19 protein-coding genes are annotated in these 23,651 nt (G+C 71.9%); 3 read left to right on the forward strand and 16 right to left on the reverse strand.

Going from position 1 to position 23,651, the window contains the following annotated elements:
• Positions 1 to 29: 29 nt before the first annotated feature.
• The 6 genes from OO62_RS12140 to OO62_RS12165 all read right to left on the reverse strand — a co-directional run bounded on the left by OO62_RS12140 (position 30) and on the right by OO62_RS12165 (position 6,882).
• Positions 30 to 1,634, reverse strand: a complete 1,605-nt coding sequence (locus OO62_RS12140; RefSeq protein ID WP_033267349.1) for a solute symporter family protein — start codon at positions 1,632 to 1,634, stop codon at positions 30 to 32.
• The gene (locus tag OO62_RS12145; RefSeq protein ID WP_033267350.1) at positions 1,631 to 2,128 is read right to left on the reverse strand and encodes a DUF485 domain-containing protein; all 498 of its coding nucleotides are present in this window, start codon (positions 2,126 to 2,128) and stop codon (positions 1,631 to 1,633) included. Before OO62_RS12145 ends, OO62_RS12140 begins: the two co-directional genes overlap by 4 nt.
• 106 nt (positions 2,129 to 2,234) lie before the next feature.
• On the reverse strand, positions 2,235 to 2,909 hold the full coding sequence (locus OO62_RS12150; RefSeq protein WP_033267351.1) for a response regulator transcription factor: 675 nt from the start codon (positions 2,907 to 2,909) through the stop codon (positions 2,235 to 2,237).
• On the reverse strand, positions 2,906 to 4,072 hold the full coding sequence (locus OO62_RS12155) for a sensor histidine kinase (protein ID WP_099871628.1): 1,167 nt from the start codon (positions 4,070 to 4,072) through the stop codon (positions 2,906 to 2,908). The genes OO62_RS12150 and OO62_RS12155 overlap by 4 nt, the downstream gene beginning before the upstream one ends.
• Before the next feature lie 43 nt (positions 4,073 to 4,115).
• The gene (locus OO62_RS12160; RefSeq protein WP_033267352.1) at positions 4,116 to 4,604 is read right to left on the reverse strand and encodes a DUF1453 family protein; all 489 of its coding nucleotides are present in this window, start codon (positions 4,602 to 4,604) and stop codon (positions 4,116 to 4,118) included.
• Between the two features lie 157 nt (positions 4,605 to 4,761).
• Entirely contained in the window at positions 4,762 to 6,882 is a 2,121-nt protein-coding gene (locus OO62_RS12165) for a DNA gyrase/topoisomerase IV subunit B (protein WP_033267353.1), read from the reverse strand.
• Positions 6,883 to 7,325: 443 nt separating this feature from the next.
• Between OO62_RS12165 and OO62_RS12170 the strand changes: the two genes are divergently transcribed.
• Positions 7,326 to 7,556: a DUF7455 domain-containing protein gene (locus tag OO62_RS12170; RefSeq protein WP_033267354.1), complete on the forward strand. Its 231-nt coding sequence runs from the start codon at positions 7,326 to 7,328 to the stop codon at positions 7,554 to 7,556.
• Positions 7,557 to 7,677: 121 nt separating this feature from the next.
• On the opposite strand, the gene OO62_RS12175 is transcribed toward OO62_RS12170, so the two are convergent.
• From OO62_RS12175 to OO62_RS12200, 6 genes are all read right to left on the reverse strand, one after another.
• On the reverse strand, positions 7,678 to 8,487 hold the full coding sequence (locus OO62_RS12175) for a serine protease (RefSeq protein ID WP_033267355.1): 810 nt from the start codon (positions 8,485 to 8,487) through the stop codon (positions 7,678 to 7,680).
• Positions 8,488 to 8,624: 137 nt separating this feature from the next.
• The gene (locus OO62_RS12180) at positions 8,625 to 10,172 is read right to left on the reverse strand and encodes an RNA polymerase sigma factor (protein WP_077194915.1); all 1,548 of its coding nucleotides are present in this window, start codon (positions 10,170 to 10,172) and stop codon (positions 8,625 to 8,627) included.
• Positions 10,173 to 10,573: 401 nt separating this feature from the next.
• Positions 10,574 to 11,521: a FadR/GntR family transcriptional regulator gene (locus OO62_RS12185; protein WP_228332550.1), complete on the reverse strand. Its 948-nt coding sequence runs from the start codon at positions 11,519 to 11,521 to the stop codon at positions 10,574 to 10,576.
• Positions 11,522 to 12,086: 565 nt separating this feature from the next.
• Positions 12,087 to 12,851, reverse strand: a complete 765-nt coding sequence (locus tag OO62_RS12190; protein WP_033267358.1) for an NUDIX hydrolase — start codon at positions 12,849 to 12,851, stop codon at positions 12,087 to 12,089.
• 50 nt (positions 12,852 to 12,901) lie between these two features.
• Positions 12,902 to 14,914 carry a glycogen debranching N-terminal domain-containing protein gene (locus OO62_RS12195; protein WP_063739004.1) on the reverse strand — a complete coding sequence of 671 codons (2,013 nt, stop codon included), beginning with the start codon at positions 14,912 to 14,914 and terminating at the stop codon, positions 12,902 to 12,904.
• A 215-nt stretch (positions 14,915 to 15,129) separates the two neighbouring features.
• A complete protein-coding gene (locus OO62_RS12200) occupies positions 15,130 to 16,764 on the reverse strand; it encodes a DUF4192 domain-containing protein (protein WP_078617131.1) in 1,635 nt (544 codons plus the stop codon).
• 125 nt (positions 16,765 to 16,889) lie between these two features.
• Here OO62_RS12200 and OO62_RS12205 point away from each other — a divergent pair, with 125 nt between their 5' ends.
• Together OO62_RS12205 and OO62_RS12210 are read left to right on the forward strand one after the other, a co-directional pair.
• Positions 16,890 to 19,055, forward strand: coding sequence for a RecQ family ATP-dependent DNA helicase (locus OO62_RS12205; RefSeq protein ID WP_033267359.1), 2,166 nt, complete (start codon positions 16,890 to 16,892; stop codon positions 19,053 to 19,055).
• Between the two features lie 225 nt (positions 19,056 to 19,280).
• Positions 19,281 to 20,018 (forward strand): hypothetical protein, encoded by a 738-nt coding sequence (locus OO62_RS12210; RefSeq protein ID WP_033267360.1) that lies wholly within the window; start codon positions 19,281 to 19,283, stop codon positions 20,016 to 20,018.
• An 84-nt stretch (positions 20,019 to 20,102) separates the two neighbouring features.
• Here the strand turns inward: OO62_RS12210 and OO62_RS37415 are convergent, their stop codons facing one another.
• The 4 genes from OO62_RS37415 to OO62_RS12230 form a co-directional block, all read right to left on the reverse strand.
• Entirely contained in the window at positions 20,103 to 20,750 is a 648-nt protein-coding gene (locus tag OO62_RS37415) for a hypothetical protein (protein WP_063739002.1), read from the reverse strand.
• Between the two features lie 66 nt (positions 20,751 to 20,816).
• Positions 20,817 to 21,518, reverse strand: coding sequence for a ribonuclease HII (locus OO62_RS12220; protein WP_033267362.1), 702 nt, complete (start codon positions 21,516 to 21,518; stop codon positions 20,817 to 20,819).
• A gap of 299 nt (positions 21,519 to 21,817) precedes the next feature.
• Positions 21,818 to 22,726 (reverse strand): ADP-ribosylglycohydrolase family protein, encoded by a 909-nt coding sequence (locus tag OO62_RS12225; RefSeq protein WP_033267363.1) that lies wholly within the window; start codon positions 22,724 to 22,726, stop codon positions 21,818 to 21,820.
• Between the two features lie 11 nt (positions 22,727 to 22,737).
• Positions 22,738 to 23,397, reverse strand: coding sequence for a histidine phosphatase family protein (locus OO62_RS12230; protein WP_033267364.1), 660 nt, complete (start codon positions 23,395 to 23,397; stop codon positions 22,738 to 22,740).
• Positions 23,398 to 23,651: the final 254 nt, after the last annotated feature.

Below are 23,651 nucleotides of genomic sequence, written 5' to 3' on the forward strand. Positions count from 1 at the left end.
GTACGGGCCGCGGCGCCCGGCCGGACGTCTCAGGCCGCCCCGGCCCCGGTCAGCGACCGCACCTCCGTCTCCGCGTGCCGCGCCTTGTCGGCCGCCTCCGGGGAGAGCAGCGTGCCCAGCCAGCCCATCAGGAAGCCCAGCGGAATCGAGACCACCCCGGGGTTGGCGAGCGGGAAGACCGCGAAGTCCCGCCCCGGGAAGAGCGAATCCGGGCTGCCGGAGACCACCGGTGAGAGGGCGACCAGGGTGAGTGCCGGGATCAGACCGCCGTACACGGACCACACCGCGCCCCGGGTGGTGAAGCGCCGCCAGAACAGGGCGTACAGGAGGGCCGGGAGGTTTGCCGACGCGGCGACGGCGAAGGCCAGGCCCACCAGGAAGGCGACGTTCAGGTTCCGGGCGAGCAGGGCCAGGCCGATGGCGACCGCGCCGACCGCCACCGCGGCGACGCGGGCCACGGCCACCTCGCTGCGCCGGGCGCCCCGCTCCCCGGTGCGCCGGCGCCGCAGCGAGGCGTGCAGATCGTGGGCGACGGACGCCGACGAGGCGAGCGTGAGGCCGGCGACCACGGCCAGGATGGTGGCGAAGGCGACGGCGGCCACGACGGCGAACAGAACCGTTCCGCCGGTCGAACCGGCGCCGCCCCCCAGGTCGAGGGCGAGCAGCGGAACGGCGGTGTTTCCGGCCGTATTGGACGCGCGGACGGCGCCGCTGCCCAGTACGGCGGCCGCGCCGAAGCCGAGCACGACGGTCATCAGGTAGAAGCCGCCGATCAGTCCGATGGCCCAGACGGCGGAGCGGCGGGCGGCACGTGCCGTGGGCACGGTGTAGAAGCGGGAGAGGATGTGCGGCAGCCCGCCGGTCCCCAGGACGAGCGCGAGCCCGAGGCTGATGAAGTCGAGCCGTGCGGTCCAGTCGCCGCCGTATTTGAGGCCCGGTGCCAGGAAGTCCTTTCCGTGGCCGCTGCGTTCGGCGGCGGTGTTCAGCAGCGCGTTGACATCGCCGTGGAAACGGAGCACCACCAGAGTCGTCAGGGCGAGGGCCCCGCCCAGGAGGAGCACGGCCTTCACGATCTGGATCCAGGTGGTGGCCCGCATCCCGCCGAAGGCGACGTAGAACACCATCAAGGCGCCCACCCCGATCACCATCCAGGTACGGGCCTGCGCCCCCGCGTCACCGAGGAGCAGCGACACCAGACTGCCGGCTCCGACCATCTGGGCCACCAGGTAGAGCACGGACACGGTGACCGACGCCGCGCCCACCGCGAGGCGGACGGGGCGTTCCCGCATTCGTGCGGCGACGACATCGGCCAGGGTGAACCGCCCGCAGTTGCGGACCAGTTCGGCGACGAGGAAGAGCACGAGGAGCCAGGCAACGAGGAAGCCGACCAGGTACAGCATGCCGTCGTAGCCGAAGAGGGCGATGAGTCCGGAGATGCCGAGGAAGGACGCGGCGGACATGTAGTCCCCCGCGATGGCGAAACCATTCTCCAGAGGCGAGAAGAGCCTGCCGCCGGCATAGAACTCCTCGGCGGAGCCCCGCCTGCGGCGGCTCACCCAGGTGGTGATCGCGAGCGTGACCGCGATGAACACGCTGAACAGGACCAGCGCGAGGGTCTGGTGGTCGCCGGTCACCGGGCGTTCCCTCCGGTCAGTTCCTGGGTCTCCCAGCGGATGTCGAGCGCCACACGGTCCCGGCGCAGCCGCGCGTGGCGGGCGTACGCCCAGGTGAGCAGGAACGTTGTGGCGAACTGGCCGAGTCCGGCGAGCATCGCCACGTTCAGGGCCCCCGCGACCGGCCGGGCCATGAGTCCCGGCGCGGCGACCGCCGCGCCCACGTAGGCGAGGTACCAGGCCAGGAAGGCCGCCGTGGCGGGCACGACGAAGCGCCGGTAGCGCCGCCGCACCTCCTGGAAGGCCCCGCTGCGCTGCACCGCCAGATAGATCTCGCCGTGGGTCGCGGACCGTGGTTGCGCCCAGGAGGGGGCCGCCGGTGTACGGGGCCCCTCGCCCGCCGTCTCCGCGGTGTCCCGCGCCTCGTCCCACCCGGGGGCGAGGGTGTCGTACCAGGGGTCGTCGAGCCGTACGGCCCCGGGCTCACCGGCTGAGCGGCCGTCCTGCTTGTCCACCGAACTCTCCTTGTTGCACGGGTTTGTTATCCGTGCGGGCAAGGGTGGACAGAAAGGAAGATCCCGGATGTCTCATTCCGAACCCTTCACCCCATCAGGTGATGAGTTATCCGGGTGGCTGTGCGAGGCCGTGGCGGTAGGCGTAGCGGATGGCCTGGGCGCGGTCCCGCAGCCCCGCCTTGGCGAAGAGGTTGTTGATGTGGGTCTTCACGGTGGCGGTGGAGACGTGCAGCGTGCGGGCGATCTCCGGGTTGGACTGGCCCTCGGCGACCAGTCGCAGCACCTCCACCTCGCGGGCGGTCAGCCCGTCCGGTGGCTCGTCCGGCGGTTGCGGCACGGTCCGTACGGGTTCCGTGACGCGCTCCAGGAGCCTGCGCTGGATCTTCGGCGAGAGGCCGGCCTCCCCGGAGAGCACGCCGGTGATGGCACGGGCGATCTCGTCGCCGTCCGCGTCCTTGGTCAGGTAGCCACGGGCACCGGCCCGCAGGGCGGGGAAGAGGTCGTCGTCGTCGGCGTAGGTGGTGAGCACCACGACCTGGGTGCCGGGATGGTCGGCACGGATCCGGCGGGTGGCCTCCACACCGTCGCAGCGCGGCATGCGCAGGTCCATCAGGACGACGTCGGGGGCGCATTCGGCCACCAGACGGACCGCCTCCTCGCCGTCCGCGGCCGATCCGACGACCTCGATGTCCGGCAACAGCCCCAGGAGCATCACGATTCCCTCGCGCACCACCGTCTGGTCGTCGGCCACCACGACCCGCGCCGTCGTGCGCGCCGTCATGCGGGCACCCGCAACCGCACCACGAAACCCTCCTCATCGGGGCCGGACTCCAGCGTTCCACCGAGGAGTTCGGCGCGCTCCCTCATCCCGAGCAGACCGTACCCGGAACCGCTCCCGGCCAGCTCACCGACCGGTTCGCGGCCGCCGGAGTCGCGCACCTCCAGGCCCACCTCGTCGGCCGTGTACGCCAGCCGGACGTGCACCCTGGCCCCCGGGGCGTGCTTGCGTACGTTGGTCAGCGCCTCCTGCGCCACCCTGCGGACCGCGAGGCCCGCCTCGGCCGGGAGCGCGCGGGCCTCTCCGGTGACATCGAGCCGAACGCCCTCAGTGGCGGTCAGACGGCGCAGGAAGTCCTCGACCGGGATCATCTCCCCACGCAGGGCCGAAAGGGCCTCACGGGTGCCGTCAAGCCCTTCACGGGCCATTCCACGGCATGCGACCACCCGCTCCAGAAGCTGGGCGCGGTCCGCCTCCAGGTCGGTGCTGCGCTGGATCAGCAACCGCGCCGCCTCCAGGTGCACCAACTGGGCGCTGAGGCTGTGGGCGAGGACATCGTGGATCTCGCGTGCGATCCGCCCCCGCTCGGTGAGCGCCGCCGATTCCGCCTCGGCCTTACGGGCCGCGCGTTCCTGGGCCAGCAGCCGCTGGGCGTTGCCGCGCGCCTCCGAGTCCAGCCGGATGACGTAGCCCGCCAGCGCCAGCCCCCCGGTGGTGGCGACCGTCGTCAGCCAGTTGTCGGTGTTCACCACGGCGTAGGCGCCGAGGGCGGCGGCCGAGCACGGTACGGCGGCGCTCAGCGGCAACCGCTCCATGGCGGTGATGGCGCAGGCGCACCACAGGACGATCGCGGGCGCGTGCGCCCCGGCGTGCTGGAATCCGAAGGCCGCCGCCTCCAGTACGGCGAACAGCGCGACGGACGGCCACAGGCGGCGTGCCAGCGTCATCCGGAAGAAGCCGCGGAACGCCAGCAGCGCGAGGGCCATTGCGGCGAGCGCGGCCACCAGGGACCACCCGCGGAAACCCGGCCCCGCCAGGGTGGACCACACCAGTCCCACGACCACCAGGACGCGCACCGAGCGGCCGATCCACAGCCGGGCACCGCTCACGCCCGCCCGGGACAGTGCCTCCATCAAAGGCCAGCTCGTCCAGGAGTTCAGCGGCACGTACGGTCCTTCGTCGGTGCGGAACGGTACGGTCCGCAGGGCCTCATCCAGCGACAGGAACACGGTACGTCTGCCGCATGCCCTGGGCCCGCCAGGTGGTGACACCGGACCGGGTCAGCAGCATCGCCGCGACACCGAGCATGATGGCCGCGCTGCCCTGATGGACACCCATGAGCGCGCCGATCCCCATGAGGCCGGCCCGCAGCACCATCGCGCACAGCCAGACGCCGGCGGCCGCCCAGCTGCCCTTGGTCCACACCTCGCCGTCCGGGTCCGTCCAGATCCGGGTCGTCCAGGCCCACCCGGCGCCGCAGGCCAGGGCTGTCAGGAGCTCGGCACCGAGCAGGACCGCGGAGGCCGTGGTGTGGTGGGCGTCCAGAAGGCCGGGCTGCCGCACCGCCAGGAACGTCAGAACGGCGGGGATCAGCCACCACTTGCGGCCCTCGGCAGCGAGGCGCTGCGCCTGGAACTGCCGGATGAACACGAACGCGACAGCCGCGACGATCACAACGATGTTGAGCAGCCCGCTCATGACCTGAGCCTCCGTGGGACGGGGATTTTCGACCTTCCCGACGCTACGGAGAGCCGCGGCCGCCCGGATCGGCGCCAGGGTGGGGCCCGGGTGGAAAACACGACGGGCGCCTCTCCACCCGGGGGTGGAGAGGCGCCCGTCGGGAGCCGCGGTGCGCTCAGGTGTCGATGCGCGAACGGTCCAGGGTGGACGCGGAGTTGGTGATGAACTCCTTACGGGGCGCGACCTCGTTGCCCATCAGGAGGTCGAACGCCTTCTCGGCCGCGTCGAGGTCGCTGATGTTGATCCGGCGCAGCGTGCGGTGGCGCGGGTCCATCGTCGTCTCGGCGAGCTGGTCGGCGTCCATCTCACCCAGGCCCTTGTAGCGCTGGATGCTGTCCTTGTAGCGGACCTTCTTGGCCTGGAGTTCGAGCAGCGTCTGGCGCAGCTCGTTGTCCGAGTAGGTGTAGATGTACTTGTCCTGGCCCTTTTTGGGATTGGTCAGTTCGACGCGGTGCAGCGGCGGGACGGCGGAGAAGACCCGGCCCTGCTCGACCATCGGCCGCATGTAGCGCTGGAAGAGGGTCAGCAGCAGGATGCGGATGTGGGCACCGTCGACGTCCGCGTCGGCAAGGAAGATGACCTTGCCGTAGCGGGCGGCGTCGATGTCGAAGGTGCGGCCGGATCCGGCCCCTATGACCTGGATGATGGCGCCGCACTCGGCGTTCTTGAGCATGTCCGAGACCGACGCCTTCTGGACATTCAGAATCTTGCCGCGGATCGGCAGCAGCGCCTGGAATTCCGAACTCCGCGCCAGCTTCGCGGTGCCCAGCGCCGAGTCGCCCTCGACGATGAAGAGTTCGCTGCGGTCGACGTCGTCGCTGCGGCAGTCCGCGAGCTTGGCCGGCAGCGAGGAGGACTCCAGCGCCGTCTTCCGCCGCTGGGCCTCCTTGTGCTGGCGGGCGGCGATGCGCGTACGGGCCGCGGCGACGATCTTCTCCAGGACAGCGCGCGCCTGCTGCTTGTCGTCCCGCTTCGTCGAGGTCAGGAAAGCCTTCAGCTCCCGGCTCACCACCTGGGCGACGATCCTGGAGGCCGCGGAGGTGCCGAGCACCTCCTTGGTCTGGCCCTCGAACTGCGGCTCCGCGAGCCGGACGGTCACCACCGCCGTGAGGCCCTCCATGGCGTCGTCCTTGACGACGTCGTCCTCGGCGACCCTGAGCAGCTTGCTCGACCGCAGGACCTCGTTGACGGTCTTGGCGACCGCCCGCTCGAAGCCGGAGACGTGGGTGCCGCCCTTGGGGGTGGCGATGATGTTGACGAACGACCTGACCGTGGAGTCGTAGCCGGTGCCCCAGCGCAGCGCGATGTCGACGCCCAGCTCCCGGGTGACCTCGGTCGGTGTCATGTGCCCACGGTCGTCGAGGACCGGGACGGTCTCCTTGAAGGTGCCCTGGCCGCTCAGCCGCAGGACGTCGCAGACGGCCTTGTCCTGCGCCAGGTACTCGCAGAACTCGCTGATGCCGCCGTCGTAGCGGAAGGTCTCCTCGGACTTGCCGGCGCCGTCGATGCCGCGCTCGTCGCGGACCACGAGGGTCAGCCCCGGCACGAGGAAGGCCGTCTGCCGGGCGCGGGCGTACAGCGTCTCCAGGGAGAGCTTGGCGTCCTTGAGGAAGATCTGCCGGTCGGCCCAGTAGCGCACCCGGGTGCCGGTCTTGGTCTTCGGGATCCGCTTGCCCTTGATGAGGCCGTTGCCCGGGTCGAACGGGGCGTCGGGACCCGATTCGGTGAAGATGCCGGGGACGCCGCGGCGGAAACTGATCGCGTGCGTCTTGCTGCTGCGGTCGACCTCGACGTCGAGCCGGGCGGAGAGGGCGTTGACGACGGACGCGCCGACACCGTGCAGACCGCCGGAGGCCGCGTACGAGCCGCCGCCGAACTTTCCGCCGGCGTGCAGCTTGGTCATCACGACCTCGACGCCGCTCAGGCCGGTCTTGGGCTCGACATCGACGGGGATGCCGCGGCCGTTGTCGCGGACCTCCACCGACCCGTCGTCGTGGAGGATCACCTCGATGTGATCGCAGTAGCCGCCCAGGGCCTCGTCGACGGAGTTGTCGATGATTTCCCACAGGCAGTGCATCAGGCCGCGACTGTCCGTCGAGCCGATGTACATGCCGGGGCGCTTCCGGACGGCCTCGAGGCCCTCGAGGACGAGCAGATGCCGCGCGGTGTAGTTGGACCCGTCCCGGTCTGCCCCGGTCAGCACTGCGGTGGACGGCACGGACATCTCGGCGGTCACGCGGTTCGCTCCTCGCTGAATTTCTGGAAGTCCGCATTCCGCAGACTCGGTTGTGGCGGTGTCGCCGGTGAGAGGGTACCGAGGCCCAGTAGAGCCGATGTGACGCCACCCGTACGCATGCTCATGGTAGTAGAATTTCGCTCGTGCGTTCGATCGCTCGTTGGGGTGACGTCCGGATGACGTGCACATCACGTTCCCTTCGAGGCATGAACCATTTAGGCTCCGGGCACGTCCTCATCAACAACCGGCAAGCCAGCCGGGGGGACAGACCCAGCACCCAACGTGAATCAGACCACCAAGCAATACGGCTCATTCGCCGCCACCCGGCAGCACCCGGCCCCCTCGAAGAATTTTTTCGAGGAAAAGGCACGAGCGGGAACGTTTTCGGCCTGGTTGGATGTTGACCCTGGTACGACAGCTCGTCGAGCTAGAGAAGAGGCGACGTGACTACTGTTCTGACACCCGCGAGCCCGCTGACGGCCGCTGACCGCTGCGACCGCTGCGGCGCCCAGGCATACCTGCGCGTCGTCCTGATGTCCGGCGGAGAACTGCTCTTCTGCGCCCACCACGGTCGCAAGTTCGAGCCAGAACTCAAGAAGATCGCCGCGGAAATACAGGACGAGACGGAGCGGCTGACCGCCCCTCCTGCGTCTGCGTCCGACGAGGAACGCTGACACTTCGCATCCACGACGAGCGAGAGCGGCCAAGGGCCGTGCGGCGGGCGGATCCCCGGCACCACCGGGGAGGCCGCCCGCACTCGTGCGCCCACTCGCCCCGCACCCACCGCTCCCCGCGTCAGCCGGCCCCGTGTGCCGCCACCGCCGGGAGCAGGGCCGAGGCCCGCGTGTACACCCCGGGATTGCCTGCCTGCCCGCAGCCGGTCCCCCAGGACACCAGCCCCACGAGACGCCCGCGTACGACCAGCGGTCCGCCGCTGTCCCCCTGGCAGGCGTCCCGGCCCCCGGCCGGCTCCCCGGCGCACAGCATCGACCGGGACCGGTAGGTGCCGTCCGCGGTGCCCGGGTACGCCCGGGTGCAGATCGCGTCCCGCAGCACATTGACGTGCGCGGACCGTAGTCGTGACGCGTAGCGGCCCGCGCCGGTGGTGTCCCCCCAGCCGTAGACCGTGGCCCGTCCGCCCGGGCGGTAGGCGGGGTCACTGAGCCCCGCTATCGGGATGGGCCGGTTCGGGACGGGCCTCTCGAGCGTGAGGACGGCCATGTCGCCCTCGTTCGTCCACCTGTCATAGCGCGGATTCACCCACACCTTCGCCGGCTTCAGCTCCTGGCCCCCGCCACCGGTGAGGTTGTCCCGGCCGACGACGATCCGCAGATCCTTCACCTGCTGCCACGGGACGCCCAGCACCTCCTTGCTCAGGCAGTGGGCGGCGGTGACCACCGTGGAGTGCCCGACGAGCACCCCGCCGCAGAACTGTCCGGACCGCTGGGTCCCGAAGCGGTCGTGGGAGGCCAGGGCCACCGCCCAGGGGCTCTGGGACAGCTGGGCGGGCTTTCCGCCGATCACCGATTCGTCCGCGGCCGCCGACGCCGGCAGCGCGAGGACCAGCGCGAGGGCTCCACAAGCGGCGCGTGCGCTCCGACGCATACGGGCTCCTGACTCTCGGACAGTGTGCGCCCACCCAGAGTGACCCGAATCGGCCTCGCCGCGCACTCGGACGCGCGACGAGCCCGGCCACTCCACACTGGAGAGCCGGGCTCGTGGCGTTAATCAGGCCGGTTGGACTAGTCGAGGTAGTCGCGCAGCACCTGGGAGCGGGACGGGTGACGCAGCTTGGACATCGTCTTCGACTCGATCTGACGGATCCGCTCACGCGTGACGCCGTAGACCTTGCCGATCTCGTCCAGCGTCTTCGGCTGGCCGTCCGTGAGGCCGAAGCGCATGGAGACCACGCCGGCCTCGCGCTCGGAGAGGGTGTCCAGCACCGAGTGCAGCTGCTCCTGGAGCAGCGTGAAGCTGACCGCGTCGGCCGGGACGACCGCCTCGGAGTCCTCGATGAGGTCACCGAACTCGCTGTCGCCGTCCTCGCCCAGCGGGGTGTGCAGCGAAATCGGCTCGCGACCGTACTTCTGGACCTCGATGACCTTCTCGGGGGTCATGTCGAGTTCCTTGGCCAGCTCCTCCGGGGTGGGCTCGCGGCCCAGGTCCTGGAGCATCTGGCGCTGGACGCGGGCCAGCTTGTTGATGACCTCGACCATGTGGACGGGGATACGGATCGTACGGGCCTGGTCGGCCATGGCGCGGGTGATGGCCTGGCGGATCCACCACGTCGCGTAGGTCGAGAACTTGTAGCCCTTGGTGTAGTCGAACTTCTCGACCGCACGGATCAGACCGAGGTTGCCCTCCTGGATCAGGTCCAGGAACAGCATGCCGCGGCCGGTGTAGCGCTTGGCCAGGGAGACGACCAGTCGGAGGTTGGCCTCCAGCAGGTGGTTCTTGGCCCGCCGGCCGTCCTCGGCGATGATCTCCAGCTCACGCTTGAGCTTGGGGGCGAGCTTGTCGGAGTTCGCCAGCTTGTCCTCGGCGAACAGACCCGCCTCGATGCGCTTGGCGAGCTCGACCTCCTGCTCGGCGTTGAGCAGCGGGACCTTGCCGATCTGCTTGAGGTAGTCCTTGACCGGGTCGGCCGTGGCGCCGGCCGCGGCGACCTGCTGCGCGGGGGCGTCGTCCTCGTCGTCGTCGGACAGCACGAAACCGGCGCTCTCGGCGCCCTCGGCGGCCTCGGGAGCGTCCTTGCCGGGAGTCGGGGTCTCCTCGACCACGTCCTCGTCGAGCAGCTCGTCGACGTCCTTCTTGCCCGCGGTCTTCTTGGCGGTGGCCTTCTTGGCCGTGGTCTTCTTCGCGACCGCCTTCTTGGCGGTCGTCTTCTTCGCCGCTGCCTTCTTCGCAGGCGCGGACTCGGACTCACCGGCCGACGGGTCCGCCACGGAGGCGGGGGCGGCGGCGGTGGTCTTCTTGACCGTGGCGGTCTTGGCCGCGACGGTCTTGGTGGCGGTGCGCTTCGCCGGACTCTTCGCTGCGACGCTCTTGCGGGTGCGCTTGGGCGCCTCTGCGGCACTGACCATCAGCGTCACACCCTCCTCGTCGAGGATCTGGTTGAGGCTGCGCAGAACGTTCTTCCACTGGGTTGGCGGAATCTGGTCAGCCTCGAAGGCCCGACGCACGTCATCGCCGGCGATCTGCCCATCTGCCTTTCCCCGCTCGATGAGCGCCATCACAGACTCGGACTCGGCGATCTCCGGCGGGAGCGTACGGGATGTGCTGGCCGACACGAACAACCTCTCGGAACGATGGAAACGGCTTCCGACCCCGTCCACTGTGGATCGGAGCCGACGACCGCCGGTGGGGATGGACCGACGGCGCAGGGGCAACCGGGGAGTTGAACAGCGTCACGAACGCCGTTCGTATTCCCTCCTCGGCTATCACCTCTTAAGTCATCGCGCTTCCCTGAAGAGCGTTACGCCCAATCTGCGTGGCCCGAGTCACACCCCATAACGACCCATTCCCAGTCATATGACATGCAACCCTCCCAAGGTCCTGCGCCGGATCCGGTCGAAGTCCCGGATCCGGCGATCCTGTGCGCCTTCGCCGCGTACGGCGTGCCCCGCCCGAGGAGTACACGGGGCACGGGGGCCGCGGCGCCTACGGTCCGTACGCGGTCGGGTACGGGCCTTCAGTGCTCGCGGGGCGCGGGGACGACGTGATCCACGGGCGTCCCGGGGCCCTGGCCGGCGCCCTCGCTGTGGGCGGCGAGGAGCTGGCGCATCGCCGATTCGGCCGCCGGGGCGTCGGCGGCGCCGATGGCGTCGACGACCCGCATGTGCTGGCCCACGGACGTGTCGACCGGCCGGTCGCAGCCGCCTCCGGGGCCGCCCGAGACGTGCAGGGCAGCGGAGACGATGCCCGAGAGGTGCTCGAGCATGCGGTTGCCGGCGAGCTGCAGCAGCAGCGAGTGGAACTCGGCGTCGGCGCGGCCGAAGGTCATCGTGTCGCCCTGGGCGGCGGAGTGGCCCATGATCTCGACCATGTCCGCGAGCCGCTGCTGGATGTCCTCGCGGCCGTGCCCGGCGGCGAGCCGGGCGGCCAGTGGCTCGATGGTCCAGCGCAGCTCGTACAGCTCCCGGCGCTGGTCGTCGCGCTGCGGCCCGTAGGCGCGCCATTCGATGATGTCGGGGTCGAGGAGGTTCCAGTCGCTGACCGGGCGTACGCGGGTGCCGACGTTGGGGCGCGCGCTGACGAGGCCCTTGGCCTCCAGGACGCGCAGCGACTCACGGACGACGGTGCGGGAGACCTCGAACCGCTGGCCGATCTCCTCGGGGACGAGCGGGCGGTCGGCGCCGAGATCGCCGGAGACGATCATCTGGCCCAGCTGCTGGACGAGTTGTCCGTGCAGTCCACGGCCGCGGCTGCCCGCCGCGCGTCGACCGACCCTGCCGATGTCTGCTTCCGGGCTGTCCCAGACGTGTGAAACGCGCTCGGCACGGTCCGGGCCGGCTGCGTTGTTTGCGTTCGCAGCGTTGGCGGCGTTCGCGTAGGGGTAGCGGTCAAGCTCGCCCGGGCCTGCGAGGCCGGTGTCGCCGGGGCGAGCCGCGGTCATCATGGTGTGCGCAAGGGTACTCACGAATCCTTTGTCGGCGACACCCTGAACACCCTTGAGGTCTTTGGTGAAAAGCACACGAAAGGGTGATCGCCCCCCATCCCCGAATTGACGCTTTATCGGAAAGAAATGCGCTCCCTGCGGCGAGTTATGGACATCGCCCATCACAACGCAGCGTCAAAACAGGCGCATTATTCGGTCAGAACACGAAGCTCTCCGCCACCATGGTTACATCGCCGCAGGCCAGAGCGGTTAGCGGCCAACACGGGGGCGCAGTCCGAGAATTGATTCACGAGCCGGCTCACGACCGAAATGCCCCGGTCGATTCCGGAGGGCCGCTTGACGGGCCAACCGGAGATCACTAAGCACCGGAAGCCTCGATTCGAGCGCTGTGCGGCGCGGCGGCCAACCCTCATGCGACGGAACTGAGTACGACTCGGGCCGGCGCCTGCGCCGTTCTACCGGCGTTGCGGTTCACGGCAGTTGAGGAGCGACGGGCGGCGCGGGCGGACGCGGGCGCCCGCGGGCCGCGGGCGCCCCGTCACCGGCTCACACCGGCGCCACTGTCCCCCGGCGGCGTGCGCCGGGTTCAGACCTCCGGGCGCAGCATCGGCGGGTTGAGCAACGTCGCTCCACCCGCCCTGAACAGTTGTGCGGGCCGGCCGCCCTGCCGGGTGGTCGTGCCGCCCGTCGGGACCAGGAATCCGGGGGTGCCGGTCACCTTGCGGTGGAAGTTGCGGGGATCCAGCGCCACGCCCCAGACCGCCTCGTAGACCCGCCGCAGCTCGCCCACGGTGAACTCGCGCGGGCAGAAGGCCGTGGCGAGGGAGGAGTACTCGATCTTCGAGCGGGCCCGCTCGACACCGTCGCTGAGGATCTTGGCGTGGTCGAAGGCGAGCGGCGCCCCCATCTCGCCCTCGCGGACGCGGGAGTCGTCCTGCTCCAGCAGGGTCTCCACCGGTGCCCAGCGCGCGCTGTGGGCATCGCCGCCGGCCGTCGGCGCGGGCAGGTCGGGGGCAAGGACCAGGTGCGCGACGCTGACGACCCGCATCCGGGGGTCGCGCTTGGGGTCGCCGTACGTGGCGAGCTGTTCGAGGTGCGCGCCGTACGTGGGTGACGGACCCTCTGGGGACTGCGCGTGCAGGCCGGTTTCCTCGGCGAGTTCCCGGGCGGCCGCGTCCCCGAGGTCCTCGTCGGCCCGGACGAACCCGCCGGGCAGCGCCCAGCGGCCCTGGAACGGCGGCTCACCCCGGCGTACCGCCAGCGCACACAGGGCATGGCGGCGCACGGTGAGCACGACCAGGTCGACGGTGACAGCGAAGGGCGGGAAGGCCGACGGGTCGTAGGGAGGCATGGCGCGATCATAGTCGTCCGCCTGACGATAAACAGGTCCGCCAGGACACCTCACGCCCCCAGTTGCAGACCCTCCGCCGCCGCCTCCACCATCCCCATGCCGAGTCGGCTGACCCGCAGGGCGAACGGCTGCTCCGCGACGCTCAGGCCGGTGAGCTGTATCGCGCCGAGCGGAGTCGTGCCGAGCGGTCGCAGGGACACTGTCCCGGCGGGGACGTCGGGGCGCAGACCGGCGAGCGCGACGAGGAGGTGTACCGCGCCGGCCGCCGCCACCGCCGCCGGACGGCAGGCCGCAGGGTGCGGAACGGGGGCGCCGTCCTCGGTGCGCTGCTCCCCCGCGTACATCTCGGGGAGGCGGTACCCGAAGCTCTCCGCGGCGTCGAGGACGCCCTTCGTCAGCGCGCCGGCCGCCCGCTCGTGGCCGGCCGCGGCCAGCCCGGCGGCGGCCACGGCCGTCTCGTGGACGCGGACCGCGCCGCTGCGGTGGCCGAAGGGGTTGTATCCGCTCTCCTTGGCGCCGAGCCCCCGCAGACCCCACCCGGAGTCCATCGCCGGGCTGCCCAGCAGCCTGGCGAGCTGATCGGTCTGTGCGGCGTCCAGCAGACCGGCGGCGAGGGTGCCGCCGCCGAGCAGGCCGGTGTCCAGCAGGTGGGCCGCGGCGGATCCGAGGGGGGAAACCGGCCGGCCGTCGGCGGTGAGCAGGGCGGCCGGCCGGCCGCCCGAGCGGTCCTCGATCCAGAAGTCCGTACGGAACCGTGCGCGCAGCTCCGCGGCCCACTCCCGCAGGACCACCGCGTCGGACGATCCGTACGCCTCCAGGAGGTCAGCGCCCAGGAGGGCGGCGCGATGGGCGTGGGCCTGCGTCTCGCAGCGGTACGGCCCGCCGGGCGCGGGGTCGGGTACGTAGCCACCGCGGCCGCGACCTCGTCCCTGGGGCTCGCCGGCGATCCGCAGCCATCTCAGGCAGCGCTCGGCGGCGGGCAGCAGCCGCTCCACGTCCTGCTCGGGCAGCCCCCAGCGGCGCGCTTCGGCGAGCACGGTGGGGAAGAGCAGCGTCGCCTCGATGCCGGTGCAGCTCGGCGGGGCGTGCGGGCCGGTGTCCCGGAGCGCGCCGGGAAGACGCCCGAATTCCGCTCCTGGTGCGGTGTGTTGACTCCGGGCGAGCGCGCGCAGGGTGCCCGCGGCGAGCCGGGTGCCGAGCGGCAGCAGCATCCGGGCGGCCCAGAGCGCCTCGGCCGGTGCGAGGCCGCAGCGCCACGGGAAGCCGCCCGCGACGTAGACGTCCGTGGGCGCGGCCGGGTCACGCGTCGCGAGGCCGTACAGATCGTCGAGCCCGGCCGCCATGAGGGCGCCGGCCCGATGGTCGTCACACTCCAGCCGGGCGTCCGCCCAGGGGCGCGGGGGCCGGTCGCCGCGGGCCCGCGGCGCGAACATCCCGCTGCGCGGCCCGGGGATGCGGGGGCTCCCGGCACGTCCGGGGCCGGCAGAAGGGCCGCCGCCCGGGCCTTGGGGGGCGTGTTCCAGTGCGGCGCGCAGTTCGATGGTGCGCCGTCCGCCGGGCGGCAGTTCCAGTTCCCAGCGCAGCAACCCGGCCGCGGCCAGGGCGTCCTGTGGCGTGGGCGTCGCGGAGACCACGGCGTGCACCCCCGGCCCGGACCAGCGCAGCCCGGAGCCATGGACGGCGGCCCGCAGCTCGGGGCCGGGCAGGCCCACGGCGACGGCCCCGAGTTCGGCGAGATCCGTGCCGAGTCTGATCTCGACCGGTAGCCGCACGGGGCGTGCTGCGCTGCTGCGGAAGGTGATCTCCTCGGTGCCGTCGGCGTAGCGCAGCCGCTCCATGCGGATCTCCGGGTCGGGGCCGCGCTCCCCGGTCCTGCGGATCGTGCCGATGAAGCGGGCACGGTCGGTGCCCGTCAACCGCCCCTGGACGATGAGTGGTTCGCTGCCCGCGACCCGGAGCGCGCAGTGGGACAGGATCCGCCTGCCGTCGCGGTAGAAACCGTCCAGGCCGTCGCCGGTCAGCTGCCCGGAGGCAGGTGACACCGCGAGGGCCGGCAGGGCCACGCAGACCAGCGACGCGTGAACGGGCTGCGGCTGCGGCACCCGGGACGGCGCCGCGCGGCGCTCTTCGGCCGGCCGGCGGGCCGGTTGGGTGGTGGGGACGATGCCTGGCACGCTGTGCGCTCCCTGGTGGGGTCGGGGCTCCGTAGGGCTTACGCCACTCAGGTGAACGGTCCGGCCGGCGCGCAGGTCACGCCGGCCGTACAGGGTTGGCGCGATCACCGCCGGCTCCGGTCGTCGTCCCGGCCGGCCCGGCGCCTGGCACGCCGGTCCGTCGTACGGCCACCGGGGCCGGTGGCGCCGCGCGGTCCGCGGGGGCGGGCGGCGGCTCCCGGGCGGGCCGGGTCCGGCCGCTTCGGGGAGCGGGGTGTCTCGTTGCCGGCGAGCGCGGGCTGCGCGCCGGCCCCGGGCTCGGCGGCGGGTGCGGGCCCGGCGGCCGGGGCGGGCGCGGTCTCCTCGCTCATCGCCTCCCGCCGCTGTTCGCGCAGGCAGCGGCGCAGCGGCTCCGGGTCGAGCCCCTCGTTGATGGCGCGGTGCAGCAGCTGGGCGAAGGTGTACTCGGGGTCCATGGACAGGGCGTAGCTGAGGGCGATCCGTGCCGAGGGCCCGTCATCGGTGGACCAGCACACCCAGGCGGCGAGGGTGAGGGGCGCCACCGCGTGTTCCGCGTAGCCGCCGGCACAGCGACGGGCGAGGGCACGCCACAGCCGCAGGGCCGGGGCCGCGGCGGAACCGTCCATCCACTCGGCGGCGCGGTCACGGGTGCAGCGGTCCTGGAGGCCCAGGATGAGATCGGCGGCCTCGGCGTCGGTGATCAGTGCGTCGTCGCAGGCGTCCCGGGCCCGGTTGCTGCCCGAGGGGGTGTCCTGACGGAACCGGTGGATCATCGCGCCCGCCAGGTCGAGGGTCGCCCGGCGGACCGCCAGGGCGCCGTCGTCCCCGAGCATCCTCGGGACCAGCGCGCCGGCTGCCGTGTCCAGCGCCTTCTCCTGCTCGGCGCCACGCCGTCCGGTACGGGGCCTCAGCCGTGCCTCCATCTCCTTGAGCGAGCCGCGCACCTGCATTCCCGCGTACGCGGCAGCGGCCGCCATCACGGACGTACCCGGCATGACCATCGGGGTGCCGTCGGCGGGACAGCAGCGGAAGTCCGGGCAGCAGTAGGACCAGAACCGGCCGTTGGACAGGCACAGCGCTTCGAGGACCGGCGCGTCGAGCGCGCCGCACGCGGTGCGCAGCCGCTGGGCGAGCGGGCGGAGCCGGTCCTTGACGTCCTGCCCGGTCTCACCGGCCGCGGGCTCCTGGCAGAGGTAGACGATGATCGCCGAGGGTGGGGCCGCGTCGTCCGGGCCCGCCGAGATCAGACAGTCGGCGAGTTGATCGGCGACGTCCGGCCACTGAGCGGTGTCCGCGGGGATACCGAGCCGGACCCGGCCGCCGAAGCGTCCACGCTCACCGTGCAGTGCCACCATCACGATCGAATCGTCCGGATAGAAGCCCATGAGATAGGGCAGGGCGTCGGCGAGTTCGGCCGGGCCGCGCAGGGTGACCTGGGTTTCCGCGGGAGGGGCGGCTGCCGCGTGGGCGGCGGTGAAGGGCTGGGAGAAAGGCTCGGAGTTTTTCGCGGAGTCGGAATGGCCTGCGGGTGCTGCGTGGGCGGTGTTCTCGGTGAGGTTGGCGTGGTCTTTGCGCTCGGCGTTATTTGCGCTCGCGTCGTTATTCGTGGAGTTGGAGCCGGAGTCGGAGTCGGTGGAATTCACGGATGCGGAGGCCGGGTCGGTCGGGGAGGCCGGCGGCGCGTTCTCCGTGGAGTTGATGTCGGTGCCGTGCTTGCGCGGTTCGCTGTGCGGATTCATGGCTCGAAGATCCCGCGATTCGCCTCCGCGCCGCGACCCCTGTGGATAACTCACGGGTGACGCGGTTATCCACAGTTTCGGGCGGGGGTTCGCGCGTTGTCAGTGGCATCAGGTTGCATGGGGGCATGAGCAACGAAGAGCTGCGTGCCGCAGCCGATGCCGTCCTGTCGCGCCTCGTCGGTGATCCCGGCGGCGAAGCCCGGCTGCGCGAGGACCAGTGGCGGGCGATCGAGGCGCTGGTCGCCGAGCACCGTCGCGCGCTGGTCGTGCAGCGCACGGGCTGGGGCAAGTCCGCGGTCTATTTCGTCGCGACGGCGCTGCTGCGGGAGCGCGGCAGCGGACCGACGGTGATCGTCTCGCCGCTGCTCGCGCTCATGCGCAACCAGGTCGACGCCGCCGCGCGGGCCGGGATCCGCGCGCGCACGATCAACTCCGCCAACACCGAGGAGTGGGACACCGTCCAGGCCGAGGTGGCGGCGGGCGAGGTGGACGTCCTGCTGGTGAGCCCCGAGCGGCTGAACAATCCCGATTTCCGTGATCAGGTGCTGCCCAAGCTCGCGGCGGCGACCGGCCTGCTGGTGGTCGACGAGGCACACTGCATCTCCGACTGGGGCCATGACTTCCGGCCCGACTACCGACGGCTGCGCACGATGCTCGCCGACCTCCCGCCGGATGTACCCGTGCTCGCCACGACCGCCACGGCCAACGCCCGGGTGACCGCCGATGTGGCGGAGCAGCTGGGGACGGGCGAGGGTGCCGCCGAGACGCTGGTGCTGCGCGGTGCGCTCGACCGGGAGAGCCTCAGCCTGGGCGTGCTGCCGCTGCCGGATGCCGCGCACCGTCTCGCCTGGCTCGCGGATCATCTGCACGAGCTGCCGGGCTCCGGGATCATCTACACGCTCACCGTCGCCACCGCCGAGGAGGTCACCGCGTTCCTTCGCCAGCGGGGTCACACGGTGGCGTCGTACACGGGGAAGACGGAGAACGCCGACCGTCAGCAGGCCGAGGACGATCTGCTCGCCAACCGGGTCAAGGCGCTGGTGGCGACCTCCGCGCTGGGCATGGGCTTCGACAAGCCCGACCTGGGCTTCGTGGTGCACCTGGGTTCGCCGTCCTCCCCCATCGCGTACTACCAGCAGGTGGGCCGCGCGGGCCGTGGCGTCAAGCACGCCGAGGTGCTGCTGCTGCCCGGCCGTGAGGACGAGGCGATCTGGAAGTACTTCGCCTCGCTGGCGTTCCCTCCCGAGGCGCAGGTACGGGAGACCCTGGACGTCCTGGCGGCCGCCGGCCGGCCGGTGTCGCTGCCCGCCCTGGAGCCCCAGGTCGAACTGCGCCGGTCCCGGCTGGAGATCATGCTCAAGGTGCTCGATGTGGACGGCGCCGTGCAGCGCGTCAAGGGCGGCTGGATCGCGACGGGCCGGCCCTGGACGTACGACGCCGAGCGCTATGCCTGGGTGACCCGTCAGCGCGAGGCCGAGCAGCAGGCGATGCGGGAGTACGCCACGACGACCGGCTGCCGGATGGAGTTCCTGCGCCGCCAGCTCGACGACGAGGCGGCGGTGGCGTGCGGTCGCTGCGACAACTGCGCCGGTGCGCGGTTCGGCACCGAGGTCTCCGCCGCGTCGCTGGACGCGGCGCGCGGTGAGCTGGGGCGCCCGGGGGTGGAGGTGGAGCCGAGGCGGATGTGGCCCACGGGGCTGCCGACCGTCGGCATCGACGTCAAGGGGCGCATTCCGGCGGGCGAACTGGCGGCGACCGGCCGGGCCCTGGGGCGGCTCTCGGACATCGGGTGGGGCAATCGGCTGCGGCCGATGCTCGCACCGCAGGCACCTGATGGGCCGATTCCGGACGATGTGGCGTCCGCGGTGGTCACGGTGCTCGCCGACTGGGCCAAGGGGCCCGGTGGTTGGGCCTCGGGCGCGGCGGACGCACCGCACCGCCCGGTGGGCGTGGTCTGTCTCTCCTCGCGCAGCCGCCCGCAGCTGATCCGGTCGCTCGCCGAGCGGATCGCCGCGGTCGGCCGGATGCCGTTCCTGGGCACGGTGACCTCGGCGGACGACGGTGTCGAGGGCCGGATTCCGCGCAGCAACAGCGCCCAGCGCCTGCGGGCCCTGCACAGTTCGCTCGGCGTACCGCCGGAGCTGGCCGAGGCGTTGGCGTCCGCCGGCGGCCCGGTGCTCCTGGTGGACGATTACGCCGACACCGGCTGGACCCTGGCGGTGGCCGCCCGGCTGCTGCGCAAGGCCGGCGCGGAGGGGGTGTTTCCGCTGGTCCTCGCCGTACAGGGGTAGCGGCGGCGGTACGGCGCGCGGCCGGTGCGACGGGAGGCGACATTTGCGGCGCAAGGGGCGTTAACGGGCCTGTGCGGAAATTGCTCGTTGCCCGCATCGCTGTGCGACCGCGAGAATTGGAGTTGCTTCCCCAACCGGCCGTCCGTGGTCAGGCAGGGCCATGTCCTGGTGCACCGGCGCACCCGAGCATGCCCGTTGCGCTGACGCGTCGACGAAGGGAGGAACGTGACCTTCGGCTTCGCCCCGCCCCCGCATACGTCCCCGCCCACGTCCACCGACCCCGCCGCCCGACTGGGCCGGATGCTGGAGCCCGCCGAATGGGCCTCCGCCGGTATCCCGTTGCTGCGCAATCCCCGCGAGGTCGTCACCGGCCTGCACGACCGTCATCACCCGGGGCCGTCGACGGCCGTCGTGGCGGTGCTCGATCTTCAGGAACGGGTGACGGCCAGCGCCTCGTTCACCGAGCCGGCGGCCGCTCCCGACGGCTGGGAGTTCCGCAATGCACTGCTGACCCACCTGCGCCGGGTGATCCCGCACGACCTGCGGCTGCGCGCCCCGGTCCGGACGGCGGTGCTGCTCTACTGCCGTGAGGGCGACGCCCGTTGGACGGAGGCCGACGGCGCGTGGATGTGGGGGCTGCGCGACGCCTGCACCCTGCACGGGCTGCGCTGCGGCGCGTACATCACGCTGACCCCCGACCGGTGGCAGGTGCTCGGCGAGGGCCGCGGAGGCCGCCGCCCCGGTTCACCGGTCACCGGCCCACAGGGCACGGAAGGACGCCGTGCGGGGGCCGCTCGCACGACGGCACACCGTGCGCGCGCAGCACACCCGGACTCCCCCGGTACGACGCCACCGCGCCCCGAGTCCCCGCGTGCGGCCACGGCTCTCCCTCAGGGGAGAGCGACGCCGAGGAGCACCGGGGGCGGCGCCCCGGAAGCCCACCGGCACACGGCAGCACGCTGACCGGCCCGAGCGGCGGCTCGCTCTCGGGAGCGCGAGCGAGCCCGACGGCCTCGGGGGCCGACGGGCTGCTGCGGGCGGGTGCGGTCAGGCGTTCGCGCCGAGGACGCTGTTGATCCGCTGCGGGTCACCGCAGACGATCAGCAGCGCTCCGGCACGGGCCATCGCGGCGGGCAGGGCCACCGCGGCGGTCTCGTCCGTGCCGCCGTTGACGGCGACGACCACGACGGGCCGGCCGGTGGCGCGCTCGGCAGCGGCGTCCGCGTAGAACACATCGTCCGCGGCGTCGTGTTGGGCCCAGTAGGACGCCTCGCCGAAGGACAGTTCGTGCGCGGCCCACGGGTGGGCGTCGCCGGTGGTCAGCACCAGGATCTCGCCCGGGGCGCGCCCGGTGTCCAGCAGCAGGTCCACGGCCTCGTCGGCGGCGTCAATGGCGCCGTCGGCGGGGGCCGGGATCAGCTGGAGCTGCGCTCCTGCGGTGCCGGTCTTGCCCGCGGGGGGCTGCGACGAACCGGTGCGCTGCGCCGGCGGAGCGGCGACCGGCCCACGCGGCGGGGCGGCAGGTCCGGGCTTGCCCGGACGGGCACTGGCCGCGGGGGCGCCACGCGGGGGTGCGGGGCGAGGACCGGGGCCAGGAACAGGACGGGGGGTCGGCGCGGTGCGGCCGGCGGCCGGAGTTGCGCGGGGACCCGGGACACTCTCGTGAATCTGAGGCTCCTCGGGGATGAGAGGCATAAGACGATGTCTATCAAACATAGGTGCGGGACATGTCATCGGGTACCGAATTCATGCCCGCACCGCTCAGAAGTCGAAGCCGAGTTGGCCACCGGCTTCCAGAGCGGCTGCTTCGGGGGTGATGCGCACCTTCTTCAGATGCCGCCACCGGGGCAGGGCGTCCATATAGGACCACGACACTCGGTGGTGCGGCGTGGGACCGTACTCCTCCAGGGCGATGCGATGGGTCGGTGAGGGGTAGCCGGCGTTGGCCGCGAAGTCGAAGTCGGCGTATTCCAGGCCCAGTTCGGCCATCATCGCGTCGCGTCGCACCTTGGCGATCACGGACGCGGCGGAGACCGCGATGCAGGACTGGTCGCCCTTGATGACTGTGCGGACCCGCCAGGGCGTGCCCAGGTAATCGTGCTTGCCGTCGAGGATGACCGCGTCCGGCCGGACCGGCAGCGCCTCCAGGGCGCGTACGGCCGCGAGGCGCAGCGCCGCGGTCATACCGAGCGCGTCGATCTCCTCCGGCGAGGCATGCCCCAGCCCGTACGACGTGACCCAGGCACCGAGCACGTCGCACAGTTCGGTGCGGCGCTTGGGAGTCAGCAGCTTGGAATCGGTGAGTCCGTCGGGCGGTCGGCGCAGTCCGGTGATGGCCGCGCAGACGCTGACCGGGCCGGCCCAGGCACCGCGTCCGACCTCGTCGATCCCTGCAACGATCTTGGCACCGGTCGTGGCGCGCAATGATCGCTCGACGGAATGAGTGGGGGGCACGTACGGCATGGCGCCAGCAAGGTTACGCCTATTCGGCCCCGCCGTCCGCATCGGATGCGCACCTGGGGACAAATGCGGGGAGCACCGGTGGGAGCGGGGCCGCCCGGCACCGCTACCGACCGGTACGCGAGGCGCGGCGCAGACGGCGTGCGGCGCCCGTCCGCGGCCCCCGCGACCGGCCCCGTGCTCACCCGTGCGGGGTCGAAGTGGCCGTCGGGCACGGCTCGTTGCAGGCATGGGTGACCGCGGGACGGTGGCGGACGATCAGCCGGTGGCGGGGTGAGGAGAGACCGGGTGGGCGGGTCCGGTCAGTCGGTGAGAACGGGGGCCCAGGACGGGAGGGACTCGGTGCCCTCCAGCCATTCCTGGGGCGGGGCGCCGTCGTGGCCGGCCGCGACGACGCCGCCGACGATCGCGCACGTGGTGTCGACATCTCCGCCGGCCTGCGCCGTGGTCCAGAACGCGCGCTCGTAGTTGCCGAGGTTCCGAGCAGCGGCCCAGAGGGCGAACGGCACGGTGTCGTGGGCGCTGGTGCGGCGACCGCAGCCCAGCACGGCGGCGACGGTGCCGGAGTCGGCGTAGTCGAGCATGTCGCGGGCGCGGCGCAGCCCGGCCTGTACGGCGCTGCGCGGAATCAGTGTCAGTACGCCGTCGAGCAGCTGCTCGGGACCGGTTTCGCGGGTCGGGTCGGCCACCAGGGCGGCCGCGGCGGCCACCGCCATGGCGCCGACGACGGCTTCGCGGTGCTGGTGGGTGGTGTAGGCGGAGATCTCCGCCTGGTGGGTGGCCTGCTCGGGGTCGTCGGCATACCAGGCACCGAGGGGAGCGATGCGCATGGCGGCACCGTTGCCCCAGGAGCCCTGGCCGTTGAAGAGCGCGGAGGCCAGCTCACGCCAGTCGCCGCCCTCACGGATCAGCCGGAGGAGGCGGTTGACGGCGGGACCGTAGCCGCGGTCGAAGTCGTGGTGCTCGGCGAAGGACCGGGCGAGGTCGTCCTGGTCGATCCGGCCGTGGGTGGTGAGCACGGCGAGGACGGAGCAGGCCATCTCGGTGTCGTCGGTCCACTGCCAGGGGCCGGGCGGCAGCCCGCGGCGCTTGAGAGCGGGGTAATTGGCGGGGACGAAGAACTGGGATCCGAGGGCGTCACCCACGGACAGTCCGCGCAGGCTCGCCAGAGCCCGCGCACAGCGGTCTGCGTCACGGTGATCGGGGGTCATCGGTGTGCACTCTAACCGGTGATGCCATAAGGCTCGGGTTCACACCAGCGCTCGAAGGGCCGGTCGAGGGTGTAGCGGCCGTCCGGGCCGAGCAGCAGGGCGCGCCACTCCGCGTTGCCGGGGTTGGAAAGCGACTCGAATTCGGCCACCGACCAGTGGAACCAGCGCATACAGAACAGCCGCATGGTGAGGCCGTGCGTGACGAGCAGGACGTTCTGCGGGTGGTGCGGGTCCTCGAAGCTGCGCCACAGGCTTTCCAGGAAGGCGCCCACCCGGTCGTAGACGTCGGCGCCGGACTCGCCCTGGGCGAAGCGGTAGAAGAAGTGGCCGTAGGCGTCGCGGTACGCCTTCTGCCGCCGTACGTCGTCACGGTCCTGCCAGTTGCCCCAGTCCTGCTCGCGCAGCCGGGGCTCCTCACGCACCCGGACCTTGCCGGGGTCGAGGCCCAGCTCCTGGAAGGTCTGGTGGGTCCGGCGGTAGGGGGAGACGTAGGCGGAGATCCGCTCGTCGCCGAAGATCGCCCGCATTGTGGCCCCGGCCTCCTCCGCCTGAAGGCGCCCCGCCTTCGTGAGAGCGAGCGCGTGATCGGGTTCCCGCTCGTACACGGTGTCGTCGATGTTCCCCTCCGACTCGCCATGGCGGATGAGAACGATGCGTCGGGGCCGAGCCATGCCGCCAGCGTAGGCCCGTCCGGCAGATCAGGGGTGGCCGGGCCCATCAGGCGGACCGCGGACGCGGTCGTGTACATGGCGCACGCCTCCGCGAGCCCGGCCGTTTCCGTCCCGTCGGTCCGTCCCGCCGGTCCGTCCCTCGGGTTTCCGTCGGCCGTGCGGGCTCTAATGGCCCTCCCGGCCCTCCAGGCCCTGCCGGCTGCCCAGTTTGAGGGCTGGCCAGTCCTGCTTGGGGGCCGGTCAGCCCCGTTCAC

Origin of the sequence: Streptomyces lydicus (genome assembly GCF_000717345.1) — a bacterium.
GTDB classification, from domain to species: Bacteria; Actinomycetota; Actinomycetes; order Streptomycetales; family Streptomycetaceae; genus Streptomyces; species Streptomyces lydicus.